The 16810-nt window shown below is 43.6% G+C and carries 7 protein-coding genes; all 7 read left to right on the forward strand.

All coding sequences use genetic code 11. The features are described from left to right. Positions 1–193 precede the first annotated feature (193 nt). The gene (locus tag J2Z48_RS02925) at positions 194–7630 is read left to right on the forward strand and encodes a non-ribosomal peptide synthetase (protein ID WP_307250853.1); all 7437 of its coding nucleotides are present in this window, start codon (positions 194–196) and stop codon (positions 7628–7630) included. A 219-nt stretch (positions 7631–7849) separates the two neighbouring features. Continuing rightward, positions 7850–8383: a bifunctional pyr operon transcriptional regulator/uracil phosphoribosyltransferase PyrR gene (gene pyrR, locus J2Z48_RS02930; RefSeq protein WP_307250855.1), complete on the forward strand. Its 534-nt coding sequence runs from the start codon at positions 7850–7852 to the stop codon at positions 8381–8383. Positions 8384–8595: 212 nt separating this feature from the next. After that, positions 8596–9513, forward strand: a complete 918-nt coding sequence (locus J2Z48_RS02935) for an aspartate carbamoyltransferase catalytic subunit (protein ID WP_307250857.1) — start codon at positions 8596–8598, stop codon at positions 9511–9513. Position 9514: 1 nt separating this feature from the next. Continuing rightward, positions 9515–10798, forward strand: coding sequence for a dihydroorotase (gene pyrC, locus J2Z48_RS02940; protein ID WP_307250858.1), 1284 nt, complete (start codon positions 9515–9517; stop codon positions 10796–10798). Between the two features lie 15 nt (positions 10799–10813). After that, entirely contained in the window at positions 10814–11923 is a 1110-nt protein-coding gene (gene carA / locus J2Z48_RS02945) for a glutamine-hydrolyzing carbamoyl-phosphate synthase small subunit (protein ID WP_307250859.1), read from the forward strand. Further along, positions 11916–15140, forward strand: a complete 3225-nt coding sequence (carB, locus tag J2Z48_RS02950) for a carbamoyl-phosphate synthase large subunit (RefSeq protein ID WP_307250860.1) — start codon at positions 11916–11918, stop codon at positions 15138–15140. Before carA ends, carB begins: the two co-directional genes overlap by 8 nt. Before the next feature lie 364 nt (positions 15141–15504). Further along, positions 15505–16803: a M28 family peptidase gene (locus J2Z48_RS02955; RefSeq protein ID WP_307250862.1), complete on the forward strand. Its 1299-nt coding sequence runs from the start codon at positions 15505–15507 to the stop codon at positions 16801–16803. Positions 16804–16810 lie beyond the last annotated feature (7 nt).

Below are 16810 nucleotides of genomic sequence, written 5' to 3' on the forward strand. Positions count from 1 at the left end.
TTAAAGTAAGGATAAAAAATCAAGTCCAATTAACTGACGCTTCGCTGTATTAAAGGGGAATAGAGCGGATATGAAGGATAGTTACTTTGTACATATGATGGATAATGTAGATAAGGAGATAAAATTTCCTAATGTTATAAACATTATATAATATTAAATCTATAGTTATCCGATAAAATAGGGGGAATTATTGATGTCTAGTAAAGATTTTATAAAGGAATATCCTTTATCGGAAGGTCAAAAGCTAATCTTTATTCATTATCAGGTAAACTCCGATCAATCTACATACAACGAACCACTTGCTTGGTATATACATACAAGGGTTGATGTCGAAAACTTACGCCGTTCTTTTATTGAGTTCATGAAGAGGCATGAAGTTTTTCGATCTATTTTTGTTTTAGAGCAGGAACCTGTACAAAAGGTTTATCGGGAACCTATTTTCGATTTTGAGTGTTTGGATATGGAGGATGCAGATGATGTGTTTCTGCGAAATTATTTTTCGTCAGAAGCTCGTAGACCATTTGTTTTAGAAGAAGGTATAGCTTTTAGAGTTCGCGTGCTTCGTATTTCAGATGAGAAGTATATCCTACACTTTGTTTGTCATCATATTTTGATAGATGGCTGGACTCTTTCTCTTATGTTGGATGAAGTTGGTCTTTTTTATAAACATTTTTGTGAAAGATCTGAGTTACAGTTAGGTCCAGTAATGACCCAATATTCCGATTTTGTTACTTGGCAAAAGGATGTTGTTCTAGGAGAACAGAGGGAAGAAGCGACTCGTTTTTGGAAAAAGAAACTCTCGGACGAACTTCCTATATTAAGTTTACCGACGAATCCGAATCCTCCTTCTACACCACAAGAACAAGGTAGTGAATTTTCATTTTCGTTACATGAAGAAACGACACGGGAGTTACGTGATTTTTGTCAAGAGCATCATTCTACAGTTAATACAGTCTTGTTTTCTCTCTATTCGGCTTTGCTATCTAGATTGACTGGTCAGGAACATATCATGATCGGGACTCCGCGATTCGGGCGAAAAAAGAAAGACTTTCGGATGACAGCTGGTTATTTTGTTAACATGTTACCCATTCGAATTCAGCTTTCTAAAAAAGATTCTTTCCGAGATCTACTAGATCGTGTGCGTGAAGAAATGGATGAGTGTCTACAATACCAAGACTTTCCTTTTTCCAAGATGGTGGAGGAATGTGTATCAACTCAAGATAGTAGTCATCATCCTATTTTTCAAACGGTCTTCGTATTACAAAAAGCGTGGAAACAAAATGGGGCAGTTGCTCTTGGAAATGCTACTAACTTGTTTGATGTGCATGGTTTACCATTTGAACCCATCAAAATAGTGAAACAAAATCCAAAATTTAACCTTTCCCTTCACGCTGAAGAAGAGGAAGACCGCATTTGTTGCCACTTTGAATATAACCATGATGTGTTGGATGTACATACAGTAAAGAGGTTTACTACCTATTTTGACCAATTGGTTCGTTCTTTTTTGGACCATCCAGATGGTCTTATTTCGGAAGTATGTTTGGTGCCTGAGTCAGAACAAAAGCAGTTATTGGAGGACTGGAATCGTACTCAAACAGAGTATCCGCGAGAAAGTACCATTCATGAGCTATTCGATAAGCAGGTAAAGTGCGCACCAGAGGATATAGCAGTTGTCTATAAAGAACAACAGCTTACATTCCGTGAGTTAGATGAAAAGGCGAATCAACTGGCTCACTATTTGCAGAAGAGGGGAATTGGTCCAGAATCACTAGTCGGTTTGTGTGTGGAGCAATCTGTAGAGATGGTTATGGGGATGTTAGGGATTTTAAAAGCAGGAGGAGCTTATGTTCCGCTAGATCCTACACATCCTGAAAGCAGACTTTTGTATATGGCGGAAGATGCAAGGATTCAAGTCATGATCACAAAGGAAGAGTTGCGAGGCTGGGTGCCGGCAGAAATGGACGTGATCTGCTTGGATCGAGATCAGGAGATCATTTCGTTAGAGAGTACGCTTGCACCCATGAGTGAAGTGACAGCGGAGAATGCGGCTTATGTGATCTATACGTCAGGATCAACTGGAAGACCTAAGGGTGTATTGGTTGAACATCGTTCTTTGGTCAATCTGTCATGTTGGCATATTCGAGAGTTTGAAGTGACGAAAGCAGATCGTACGGCTAAGTTTGCTAGTTTCGGCTTCGATGCTTCTGTGTGGGAAATGTTCCCTTATCTGATCTCTGGAGCAGCTATCTATATGATTCCAGATGAGATCCGCCTTGATGTAAGCAGATTGAATCAATATTTTGAGCAAAATCAGATCACGATTAGCTTTTTACCTACACAGTTTTGTGAACATTTTATGGAATGGGAGAATCATTCATTACGGATTCTTCTTACCGGCGGCGATAAACTGACTAAGTATACGCCACGGGATTATAAAGTGATAAACAGCTATGGTCCGACGGAAAGTACAGTTGTTACAACTGCTTACGTTGTAAATGAGCAGATGGTGAACATCCCGATTGGGAAACCGATTGATAATGTAAGTGTCTATGTGCTGAATTCACATAGGCAGCTTCAACCGATTGGGGTAGCGGGAGAACTTTGTATAGGCGGAGATGGATTAGCAAGAGGGTATCTAAACAATCCAGAGATGACAACAGAAAAGTTTATCGATCATCCATTTGTACCAGGGGAGAGATTGTACCGGACGGGTGATCTGGTGAGATGGCTCCCGAATGGGGATATCGAATACCTAGGTCGAACGGACAATCAAGTAAAGATTCGCGGTTATCGAATTGAATTAAGTGAGATCACTTCCCAGCTCTTACTACATCCAGCTGTGAAAGAGGCAGTTGTGATCCCTCGATTTGATGAGAAGAATCAGCCTTACCTCTGTGCTTATATAGTAGGAAGTCCCGATAATGAGGAGATTAAACGCCATTTAGCGAAGAATTTACCGGGTTATATGATTCCTCCCACGTTTGTCGCTATGGATGAATTTCCATTAACTGTGAATGGAAAGATCGATGTACGCTCGCTACCAGAACCAGATCAAACAAGTCAGTCTGGCAACTATGTAGAGCCAACCAATGAAGTCGAGGCGAAATTAGCAAACATCTGGCAGGAAGTCTTGGGTGTGGAGCAAGTAGGGATTGAGGACAATTTCTTTGATCTAGGTGGACACTCGCTAAAAGCAATGCGATTAGTGACTCAGATACAAAAAGAGTTTGAAATTGATTTCTCATTGCAAGAAGTATTTGTCACTCCGACTCTGAAGCATATGGCGAAACAGATTCAGGAGGCTACTCCGACTATGTACGCTTCAATCCCGGTTGTTGCATGTAAGGAATATTACCCGGTTTCTTCTGCTCAGAGACGGATGTACCTCATTCAGCAAATGGATCCTGATTCGGTTAGCTATAATATTCCGATGATGATGCGTGTGAAAGGAAGTCTAGATGTAGATCGATTGGAAGAGGCGCTATGTCAGCTGATCAAGCGACATGAATCACTCCGAACCTCGTTCAAAATGGTAGAAGGAAAGCCTCATCAAAGGATTTCATCAGAAGTATCTTTCTTGATGATGCGAAATAAGTCGACAGAGTCAGAAGCGAAACAGGTGGTAGAAGAATTCCATCGCCCATTTGATTTAAGTCAGGCTCCGTTACTTAGGGCTTCGTGGATAACATTATCGCCAGATGAAGCACTCTTTTTATTGGATATGCACCACATTATTTCAGATGGTATTTCTACGAGTATCCTCTTTTATGAGCTCATGCAATTATATAGGGGAGAAGACTTGTCGGAGCTTCGGATTCAGTATAAAGATTATGCGATGTGGCAGCAGGGGCTACAAGGAACCGACTGGTCATTGCAACAAGAGAAGTACTGGCTTGAGGCGTTAGCGGGGGAACTTCCTGTGTTAAATCTACCAACTGACTATCCAAGACCGCTGGTCCGTGGTTTTGAAGGATCCATGGTGGAAATTCAGTTAAGTGAGGAAACGACACGCAAATTGAAGCAACTGGTCCGTAAACAAGATACGACTTTGTATATGACTCTACTAACTTTATACACAACATTGCTTCATAAGTATAGCGCGCAGGAAGACATCATTATAGGTTCACCGATTGCGGGAAGGCCTCATCCTGATGTAGAGAATATGGTAGGAATGTTCGTGAATACACTGGCGATCCGAAACTATCCCAGCAGTGAAAAAACATTTGTTCAGCTCCTGAGTGAAGTGAAGGAGCATGCATTAGAGGCGTACAAACATCAGGATTATCCGTTTGAAGAAGTGGTTGAAAAGCTAAATGTACCAAGGGATCTTAGTCGAAATCCGCTCTTTGATACGATGTTTTCGATGCAAGATATCGATATCCCAGAGATCGTACTAGACGATAGTAGGCTTTCTCCTTATGAACAAGAGTATAACATAGCCAAATTTGATCTTACCTTGGATGCTGTAGAAAAAGGAGACAAGCTCTGCTTCAGCTTTGAATACGATGTAAATCTATTTAAACGCGAAACAATCGAGCGAATGGCGGGTCATTTGGTTCAGCTTGTGAATCACGTATGTCAAGATCCGACGAGCAAAATCGGGGTATTGAATATGCTAACGCAACAGGAAGCAGAGATTCTTCAAAGCTTTAACGGTACGATGATTCCGTATGAAAAAGAGCAAACGATTATGGAGATATTTGAGGAAAAGGTACATCAATATCCGGATCGAGTTGCGATTGCTTTTGAAGATGAGGAACTAACTTTCCGGGAGCTAAGTAGGCGTGCTGATCAATTAGCTTACGAACTTCGTGCTCGCGGTGTAGGTCGTGAAAAAATTGTGGGGCTTATGGTAGAACGCTCGTTGGAGATGATCGTAGGATTGTTTGGGATTTTAAAAGCAGGAGGAGCGTATCTCCCAATTGATCCTAGCTATCCAGAAGATCGGATTGAGTACATGTTAGAGGATTGTGATGTGAAGCTATTGTTAGTTCAGCAAGAGATCAAGCCTCCAACAACGTATCGTGGCGAAGTGTTATTCATTGATGATGCATCTATTTATAATGGTGAGCCAAGGACTCTGGAACCAATCAATCAAGCCAAGGACTTAGCGTATATCATCTATACTTCGGGTTCAACGGGTAAGCCGAAAGGAATTATGATCGAACATCAGGCGGTACATAATCTAGCATTAAATGCTGGAACCTATGGAATGAAAGCTGGAGAGCGAGTATTGCAGTTGGCTTCCATAAGCTTTGACTCCTCAGTAGGGGATATCTTTTATAGCTTGTTAACAGGTGCCAGTCTCTATATCCCAAGTAGGGAGACGATGCTCTCGGGTTCGGCACTGGTTCATTGGCTGAAGAGAAAAGAGATTACCATCATTCATTTCGTCCCTGTATCCTTCTTGAAGCAATTGCCTTATGAGGAACTGCCTCTCCTTCATACGATTAGTACCGGAGGAGAAGTTCTTACAAGCGATGTGGTTCAAACATGGGGAGAAAATCGGACGTTCCTGAATGCGTACGGACCTTCTGAGACAACGGTGGATGCATCTGTAGGAATATGTAAACCGGGCGAGACGAAACCATCGATTGGGAAGCCTATTGTGAACAAACAGATTTATATTTTAAATGAAGATCAGGGTCTTCAACCAATTGGCGTACCGGGCGAGATTTATATTGGTGGGGAAGGAATTGCACGAGGTTATTGGAAGAGACCTGATTTGACCGAAGAGAAATTCTTGGATAATCCGTTTATTCCCGGAACCAAGATGTATCGAACGGGGGATCGTGCTAGATGGTTGTCGGATGGTACGATTGAATTTATGGAACGGATCGACAACCAGGTGAAGATTCGGGGATATCGCATTGAATTAGGGGAGATTACCAACTGTTTACTTGCTCATCCGGCTGTGAAGGATGCAACCGTCATAGCGAGAAACGATAAGGAGGAAGCGTACCTTTGTGGGTATGTGGCTTTAGCAGGAGGAGAGTATTCGAAGTATGAACTTCGTGATTTTCTAAAGTCTAAGATTCCTGATTATATGATTCCTGCCTACTTTGTAAAGCTAGACCAACTTCCAACCACTGCCAATGGGAAAGTTGATTATCGTGCTCTTCCTGCACCTGATATGTCGATGGATTGTAATGAGAATTATGTAGCACCTTCCAATGAAATCGAGGAGAAGCTCGCTACTATCTGGCAAACGGTTCTAGGAGTGGAGCGAGTCGGGATTCAGGATAATTTCTTTGATCTAGGTGGACATTCGCTTTCGATGATCAAGGTGTTGGCTGGAGTTTATGAATATGATTGGGATTTAAGCATCAAAGATTTCTACGCGCTGAAAACCATTGAGGAAATGGCTCGGAAAGTGGCAGGGGATCTGGAGGTCCAAGCAGAACCCGAACCGTTTTTGCCGGAAATAACCACAGATCGACGGGTATCTTTATCTGAGATCGAACTAAGTGGCGATAAGTGTGTGATGAGAAACATTTTATTACTGGGTACAACGGGATTCTTAGGGGCGCATATCCTTCATGAGCTACTAAGTACGACTTCTGCTACCATTTATTGTGTGGTACGAGGTGTAGATAAACAAGAGGCAGAGAAGCGATTCCGAAATAAGATTCGCTTCTATTTCCCGGAACTTCTCAGTGAAGAACAGAGTGGAGTTTTGGATCGGGTTCATGTTCTAAAAGGAGATCTGACCCGAGAAAAATTTGGCTTAGAGTCCAAGGAATATGAAGATGTAAGCCAAACAGTTGATACAGTTGTAAATACTGCGGCGTTGGTAAAGCACTTTGGAGAGTATGAGGAGTTTAGACGGACAAATGTACAAAGTGTAGAAAATGCAGTAGCCTTCTGTCGAGAGCATGATCTTTCATTCCATCACGTTTCGACTGTGAGTGTTTCCGGATTGAGTGTAGAAGGTAGTGAAAAACCTCCTGTATTCACCGAAAGCGACTTTTACATCGGACAAGACTATCTAGATAATGTCTATGTGCGAAGTAAGTTTGAAGCGGAAAAAGTGATTTTTGATGCGATGAATCAAGGGTTGAGAGCTTCTATATACCGGGTTGGTAACTTAACCGGAAGAATGACAGATGGTGTGTTTCAAGAGAATATCGATGAAAATATGTTTTATCTCACGATGAAGTCTTTTGTGGATATGAAAATGATCATTCCACAAATGGTAGGTCAAACGATTGAGTATACACCTGTGGATCTCTGTGCTCGAGCGATCGTAAATATTGCTCGTACGAAGGAATCAGCCAATCGGGTGTTCCACATCTTTAATCATCGTCGTGTACCTTGCGAAAAGCTATATAATGCATTCCATCGTCTTGGAGTGGATGTTCAGATTCCGAGTGCTGAGGAAGCGGATGAGTTAATCAAGGAGATTTTGAAAAGCGAGAGAAGCGAAGTTCTTGCCGGATTAGTAGCATACGGACAACATGCTTCTACAGATCCGAGCACATGGGTTGAAGTTGATTCATCTCTAACGCGTCATTATTTACAACAGATTCACTTTGTGTATCCGACGCTGGATGAAACGTATTTGGAGAAGGTAATTAAGCATATGATGCAAGTAAACTTTGTGAAAAAAGCGAGCTTGAGCGTCCAATAATGGTGATGAAGCACCCTCGACTGAGTTTTTATTTTGAGGGTGCTCTTTTCATTGACAGGTTACTAAAACTTCGTCATAATGAGTAAGGAAGATCAGAACCTTTAAATCCAGTCCAGAGAGGCTGGCAAGGGCACGGATATGAATGGGTGGCGTTTGTCCACTTGTGCTTCTTGTCTAGCTAGGACAAGAAGCATTTTTTTGCCCGAAAGGAGGATAAATGTGGAAAAAGTCATCTTAGACGAGGCGGCAATCCGTCGGGCCTTGACCCGAATCGCTTACGAGATCTTAGAACGAAACAAAGGCGTAGAGGATATGGTATTAGTCGGGATTAAGACGCGTGGTGTAACACTAGCTGAGCGCCTTGCCGAGAGAATTAAGCAAATCGAAGGGAAAGAGTTGTCGATTGGTGAGTTGGATATCACTCTGTATCGCGACGATCTCTCTGAGAAAAGTGAGCATCCTCATGTTCGCGAGACCTCGATACCCGATATCATCGGAAAAAGAGTAATCCTTGTGGACGACGTACTGTTTACAGGACGAACGATTCGCGCGGCGATGGATGCACTAATCGACGTAGGACGCCCACAGTTGATCCAACTAGCGGTCTTGATTGATCGCGGGCATAGAGAATTGCCGATTCGTCCAGATTTTATCGGAAAAAACGTTCCTACTTCGCGTAGTGAGATCATTTCAGTAGTCGTGAGTGAAGTGGACGGTTTGACAGATTCAGTCACCCTTCGTGAACAAGAGTAACGACCTTTACAATAAAATAGAGCACCCTTTTAAGATAGTCCAGAGAGACTGGCAAAGGGAAAGGATGACACGGAATAGGGTTCGTGGTACGTATAGAACGGGCCAAATGAACCACACTAAGTAGGCTTATTCCGTGTAGACACCTAACTCTTTGCCAACTGGTAAAGAGTTTTTTTATATAAGAACGATCATTCGAACGAAGGAGGGCATTCATGATGAAACCATATCAGCATTTGTTGGATACGGAATTTCTCAGTAAAGAAGAGATGCAAGGTTTGCTGAATCGCGCGCGCTTTTTTGAAGAACATCATGAAGAGAATGCGAAAACGTTTCAAAATCGCTTTGTAGCCAATCTCTTTTTCGAACCAAGCACGCGTACCCGTTTCTCCTTCGAGGTTGCAGAAAAACGGCTTGGTCTAAACATACTTAACTTTAGCGAAGAAGTCTCCAGTACGACGAAAGGCGAAACGATGTATGATACAGTGAAATTACTCTCTTCGATTGGAGTAGAGGCGGTTGTCATGCGTCATCGAAATGAAAAATGTATTGCCGAATTAGCGAAGCAAGATACAGGCTGTACACTGATTAATGCAGGTGCTGGATCTTGGGCGCATCCGACGCAAGCTTTATTAGACCTCTACACCATCTGGCAACAATTCGGCGAAGTGAGTGGATTGCGTGTCGCGATTATCGGGGATTTAAAACATAGTCGTGTGGTGCGTTCAAACATTTGGGCCCTGCAGAAGTTTGGGGCAGAAGTAGTCGTGAGTGGACCTCCTATGATGAGGGATGCCGAGATTGAGAAACATGTTCGTTATGTGGAGTTTGAGGAAGCGATTCGAAGTTCAGATGTGGTGATGTTGCTTAGGGTGCAATTAGAGCGCCATGAACAAAGTTTGTTTGAAGGGGCGGAGGCGTACTTACAAAGTTACGGTATGACTCAGTCACATTTTGATCAGATGCAGCCTCATGCAATCCTGATGCACCCGGCACCGATGAATCGTGGTGTCGAGATTGCAGATGAAGTAGTGGAACATCCACGATCTAAGATTTTTACCCAGATGCATAATGGCGTTTGGATTCGGATGGCTGTACTAGAACGGGCCTATTTAGAAAGAGGAGGACACTAAAATGCGATTATTACTACAAAATGGGCAAATACTAAGCAAGGATAACAACCTAGTTCAAAAAGATATTTTAATTGAGGGAAGCAAGGTTATACAGATCGCTACTGAAATTCAAGTGGAAGACGGAGTTCAAGTGATTCCACTCGCAGGTAAGCTAGTTATTCCGGGGTTGATCGATATGCATGTCCATCTTCGGGAGCCTGGATTTGAAAAGAAAGAAACGATTGAGACAGGAAGCTTAGCGGCGGCACGTGGTGGTTTTACGACGATTGCGTGTATGCCCAATACAAGACCTGTCATCGATACACCGGAAACGGTGGAAAACATTATTCAAGAAGCAGAACGTGTAGGAAAAGCACGCGTCTTACCACTTGGGGCGATTACCGTCCGAGAATTAGGGCAAGAGCTAACGGATTTCAAAGCAATGAAGGAAGCAGGAATCGTTGCACTTTCGGATGATGGAGTTGGGGTACAGAGTAGTCACATGATGAAGGAAGCAATGCGCAAAGCACACGCACTCGGCTTATCGATTGTGGCACACTGTGAGGATGATACACTTGCGAAAAATGGTTGTGTCCATGATGGAGAGTTTGCTAAAAAACACGGGTTGCCAGGCATTCCTAATGAAGCAGAAGCGATTCATGTAGGTAGAGACATCTTATTAGCGGAAGATGTGGGGGTTCACTATCATGTTTGCCACATTAGTACAGAACAATCGGTTCGACTTGTGAGAGAAGCGAAATCGCGTGGACAGAAGGTAACAGCGGAAGTAACGCCACACCATTTACTGCTTACCGATGGAGATATCCCAGGGATGGATCCGCTGTATAAGATGAATCCACCGCTTCGGTCAGCTGAAGACCGCGCTGCACTCATTGCTGGCTTGAAAGATGGTACGATCGAGATCATCGCTACGGATCACGCGCCTCATACATTGGAAGAAAAAGCGATGGGCATGGAAAAGGCACCATTTGGCATCGTTGGACTGGAAACCGCATTTCCACTGATGTATACACACCTCGTTCGAACAGGTGAATTACTCTTATCTGAGCTAGTAGAGAAGATGACGAGCAAACCAGCGGAAATCTTTGGGCTCCCATACGGTGAACTAGCTGAGGGGAAACGAGCCGACATTACCGTGATCGATCTAGAGATAGAAAAAGCGATCGATCCTGCAAGCTTCTATTCGAAAGGAAAGAATACGCCATTCACGGGTTGGAAATGTAAAGGATGGCCGGTACTTACCCTACTAAATGGAATGATTACGTATCAAGAAAACGAGAGATAGAAGGGGGATTTTAATATGAAGCAGGCACGGTTGTTGTTAGAAGATGGCACATTGTTGGTAGGAAATTCTTTTGGTTCAGAAGGAACTTCTGTTGGAGAAGTCGTATTTAATACAAGTATGACTGGATACCAGGAAATTTTAACCGATCCCTCTTACTATGGGCAGATGGTTACGCTTACCTATCCACTCATCGGAAACTATGGATTTACTCGTGATGATGATGAATCCATTCGCCCTTATGCATTTGGCCTGATTGTGAGAGAGCATGCCGAATACATGAGTAATTGGCGGCAAGAAGACTCGATTGACGAGTGGTTGAAGTTGCACAAGATAGTAGGGATTTCGGGGATTGATACACGCATGCTTACTCGAAAAATTCGCTTGCATGGAACGATGAGAGGGATTTTGACCACAGGTACTGCTTCTGTCGAAGAATTACAGGAAGTATTGCGTAATACCCCTTTGATCACAGATCAAGTGAAAAACGTAAGTACCCGTAGCGTTCATATTAGTCCTAATACTGGAAAACGAGTGGTGTTGATGGACTTTGGCAGTAAGCATAATATCCAACGAGAGTTATCTGAACGAAATTGTGAAGTGATTTCGGTGCCATATTATACAACAGCCGAAGAAATCCTTCGATATCGTCCAGACGGGGTTATGTTAACCAATGGGCCTGGGGATCCAAAAGATGTCCCTGAGGCGATCGAAACAGTGCGGTCCTTACTCGGAAAAGTGCCGATCTTCGGAATTTGTCTCGGTCATCAGTTGCTTTCATTAGCTTGCGGTGCAGATACAGAGAAGCTGAAGTTTGGACATCGCGGGGGCAATCATCCTGTCAAAGAATTAGCTTCTGGTCGTACTGTGATGACAGCACAAAATCACGGCTACACGGTAACAGCTGAATCGATTGATCATACGAGATTGCGCATCAGTCATGTGGCACTAAATGATGGAACGATCGAAGGAGTAGAACATCTTGATTATCCGGCATTTAGTGTGCAATACCACCCAGAATCCGCTCCAGGTCCACTTGATTCAGGCTATCTATTTGACCGCTTTATGGAAATGATGGAACACGGAAAAGATGCCTATGAGAAGAAAGGGGAGATGGTTCGTGCCTAAAGATCTTACATTAAAGAAAATCCTCGTGATTGGTTCGGGTCCTATCGTGATTGGCCAAGCAGCAGAGTTTGATTATGCAGGAACCCAAGCTTGTCAAGCGTTGAAGGAAGAGGGAGTAGAAGTAATCCTGATCAACTCCAATCCAGCAACGATTATGACCGATACCAACATGGCGGATCGAGTTTACATTGAACCCCTTACCCCTGAGTTTGTCACCCAAATTATTCGCAGAGAGCGTCCAGACGGATTGCTCCCTACATTGGGTGGACAGACAGGTCTAAACCTAGCGGTGGAGTTGGCTAGGCAAGGTGTGCTTGAACGAGAAGGCGTGAAGCTACTCGGTACCGATTTACGAGCGATTACCTGTGCAGAGGATCGGGACGAGTTTCGTACTTTAATGTACGAGATTAATGAACCAGTTCCTTCGAGTGTTATTGTGAATACGGTTGGAGAAGCTGTATCCTTCGCTACGAGCAATGGCTATCCGGTGATCGTGCGCCCTGCTTATACCTTAGGGGGCACAGGTGGAGGAATCGCAAATGATGAAATGGAACTACGAGAGATTGTAGATAATGGTTTGCGATATAGCCCCATTACCCAATGCCTCATCGAACAGAGCATCGCGGGAATGAAAGAGATCGAGTACGAAGTGATGCGTGATGCGAATGATAACTGTATCGTGGTATGTAATATGGAAAACTTCGATCCAGTAGGTGTGCATACGGGAGACAGCATCGTATTTGCCCCAAGCCAAACGTTATCAGATCGGGAATATCATATGCTTCGTAGCTCTGCGCTTAAAATCATCCGCGCCCTTGATATCAAAGGGGGATGTAATGTGCAATATGCCCTCGATCCGCATAGCTTCCAATACTATGTGATCGAAGTAAATCCGCGGGTAAGCCGTTCCAGTGCTCTTGCTTCCAAAGCAACGGGGTATCCGATTGCACGGATTGCAGCGAAAATAGCGCTTGGTTACACACTAGATGAATTAAAGAACCCCGTAACAGGTCAAACGTATGCTTGCTTTGAACCTGCGCTTGATTATGTGGTTAGCAAGATCCCACGCTGGCCGTTTGATAAGTTTATCTCAGCTAATCGTCGCCTTGGCACTCAAATGAAGGCAACAGGGGAAGTAATGGCGATCGGTCGGACATTAGAAGAATCTTTACTCAAAGCAGTTCGTTCTTTGGAGATCGGGCTAGAGCATATAGATCTTGCCGAAGCGAAGCAATTAACCCAAGAAGAGTTAAAGAAGCGACTCGCCGAAGCAGACGATGAACGACTTTACTTGCTAGGAGAATGGTTCCGCAGAGGATTATCGCTAGAAGATGCCTATGAGATTACGAAGATTGATCGTTTCTTCCTCTATAAAATCGGGCGCATTATCAGCTTAGAAGAAAAGATTGCAAGAGAGGAATCGTTATCGCATGAGCTCATGCTAGAAGCAAAACGAATGGGCTTCACGGATTCTACGATTGCTCGCCTTCGTCAAGAAACAGAGCGTCATGTGCGTGATCGACGAAAAGAACTACAAATCAAGCCTGTATATAAAATAGTAGACACATGTGCTGCTGAGTTTGAAGCTGCAACTCCTTATTACTACTCGACCTATGAGCAAGAAGATGAAGGAAAGAAGAGCGATAAAAAGACTGTGCTGGTACTCGGGTCGGGTCCGATTCGCATTGGTCAAGGGGTAGAGTTTGACTACGCCACCGTACACGCGATCTGGGCGATTCGTGAGGCGGGGATGGAAGCTGTCATTATTAATAACAATCCGGAAACAGTTTCGACCGACTTTAATACATCGGATCGACTTTACTTTGAACCACTTCATCGAGAAGATGTTCTCCATATCATCGAGAAAGAGAATCCAGTTGGTGTCATTGTCCAGTTTGGTGGACAGACAGCACTTAACTTAGCTCGCGACTTGCGAGAAGAAGGGATTCCGATTTTAGGGACATCTTTGGAAGAAATCGACCGGGCTGAGGACCGGAAGAAGTTCGAGAAATTACTAAGTGAAACGGGAATCGCACAACCACCTGGAGCGGCTGTTACATCAATTGAAGCGGCTGTGGAGACAGCAACGAAACTGGGCTATCCTGTACTCGTTCGTCCTTCGTATGTACTAGGAGGTAGGGCGATGGAGATCGTCTATGGAGAAGCTGAGTTGCGACAGTACATGGTGCAAGCGGTGAAAGTAAATCCTGAACATCCGGTTCTCATCGACCGCTATTTGCTAGGGAAAGAGTTGGAAGTGGATGCAATCTGTGATGGTGAGACTGTACTCATCCCAGGGATTATGGAACATATCGAACGAGCGGGTGTTCACTCAGGAGACTCGATTGCCGTCTACCCACCCCAATTTATTACGGAGAGTCAAAAGCAGCAGCTAGTCGAGATTACCACGAATATCGCAAAGTCACTCCAAACAAGAGGACTAATCAATATCCAGTTTGTTCTCTATAAAGATGAGATGTATGTGCTAGAAGTAAACCCTCGTGCCTCTCGGACCGTACCATTCTTGAGTAAAGTAACCGGAATCCCAATGGCACAAGTAGCGACACGTATTATGCTGGGACAAACCCTACAAGACCAAGGATATGAAGGTGGCTTATGGCCTGAGGCTTCAGAAGTAGCTGTAAAAGTACCTGTCTTCTCCTTCGCGAAACTGCGTAGAGTAGATGTCACACTAGGTCCAGAGATGAAATCAACCGGTGAAGTGATGGGCAGAGATCGTGATTACGCCCGCGCTGTCTATAAAGGGCTTATTGCCGCGGGGATTCATATGCCTCGATTTGGAACGATTGTAGCCACCATCGGAGACAAAGAGAAGGACGAAGCAATTCCGCTCATGCGCCGATTCCATCAACTCGGCTTCCAAATCGTATCAACAGCTGGAACCGCGGATGCACTCGAAGAAGCAGGTCTTCCAGTAAGACGTGTCTGTAAATTAACAGAAGGCTCTCCTAACATCATCGACCTCATTCGCAAAGGGGAAGCCGATTTAGTCGTAAACACATGGACCAGAGGGAAGGCACCAGCTCGTGATGGATTCCGCATTCGTCGAGAAGCAGTCGAGCATGGAATTGCTTGCCTCACATCCATGGATACCGTAGAAGCTCTTCTCACTACGTTGGAGTCGATTCATATGTCAGCAGAGCCAATGAATCCCCCAGTTGTGACCAAAAAACGAGAAGCTGTGTTTATTGGATAATAGGGAATTGGACTTTCCACATCATCAGAAGTTGATGTGGAAAGTCATTTTTTTTGTAAGAGGGTAAGTGGATTAGGGTATTTCTGTCTATCCCCCGAAAAGGTGGAATAAGGAATTCTGACATTTTAACGAAATTATTACGCTAGTTCCATTACTACTCATAGGCTTACTATTATGTAATCAACCTTACAAATAAGTAATGTTCATGTAATCGACCTCGATAGTTGAAAATGATCTGCTTGAATAATATATAAGGAGTGCATTGAGTAAACAGAGAGGGAAAAATAGTGAGCAAACAAATATTCAAAAACATCCATATTAGAGAAAATTGTTGCTAAGAAGGATCATTTAGGGAGGAATTACGTTGAAGAAAACGATCTGCAATACTGTAATGGGGTTAGTGCTTTCGATCCCGTTGATCTTTACGACTGCGTTTGCTTCGGGACTGCCTTTGCAAGAGAATATGAAGGCGCAATCTCGTGTGTCTGAGGAACGAATTTTTCAAGATATTGCATGGATGGCAAATAAAGATGATGCTCGTATGGCGGGAACTCCGGGTGAACATCAAGCAGCACAAGTGATTGCACAACGTTTTAAAAAATTAGGATTTGAGGTAGAGTTACAGAGGTTCCCGCTTACTCGATTCGAGAGTCATGGGGCAACGCTAACGATCAGTCAACCAGAAAATAAATCATTTGAGACGGCTCCTTTAACATACTCTCCAAGAACACCGGCTCAAGGGCTTAGTGCAGATTTAGTATATGCAGGTTTGGGAGCAGAGAGTGATTTTGCTTCCGTGAATGTAAAAGGAAAGATTGCCTTAATCAAACGCGGAAATCTCACTTTCTACGATCAAACGCAAAATGCGGCGAAAGCAGGAGCTGTTGGAGTTGTGATCTTTAATAACACAAAAGGGAAGCTAGGCGGATCGCTCGAACAGCAGACGAGTATCCCTGCGATCGGTCTTGCGCACAAAGATGGTGTTCTTTTGACCCGTTTGTTAGGTAAGGGGAAAAAGGTAACCACGACGATGAAAGCAGACACAGAGGTTATTAATACTTACTCGCAAAACGTTGTCGGCACTTTCAAAGCGAAAAATGCAAAAAAGGCGAAGACCCTAGTAGTGGGTGCACACTATGATGGTGTGGACTCAGCAGCGGCCAATGATAATGCTTCTGGAACAGCTACGATGTTAGAGGTGGCACGTCTCGCTTCGCAAAAGAAGCTTGATATGAATGTAAAGTTTATTGCATTTGGAGCAGAAGAACCAGGAATGGTTGGATCTGAGTTTTACGCGAAATCTCTAAAACCAGAGGAAGTAGCTAATATTTCGGGTATGGTTAACATAGATATGGTTGGAGTTGGAGATGAGGTAAATGTGTTTACTGCTTCCGAAGATGCGCAATCTTTTGTAGCGGATTTGGCAGTAGAGAAAGCAGAAAAGCTACAGATTACAGCGGATAGAGGGGTTTCCACACTAAGCGATCATGCTTCTTTTGAACCACTCGGTATCCCTGTTGCTTTCTTAAATGTAGGGGAAGATCCAAATTATCATAGTGATCAAGACACCTTAGATAAGATTCAAAAACCGAATCTAAAAAATATGGGAACGATTGTCACAAACTTAGTTCTTGATATCGCGAGTACATCGCCAGCAAGCTAAGAAAGAG

This window comes from Croceifilum oryzae, from assembly GCF_030814315.1.
In the GTDB taxonomy this organism is placed as follows: domain Bacteria; phylum Bacillota; class Bacilli; order Thermoactinomycetales; family Thermoactinomycetaceae; genus Baia; species Baia oryzae.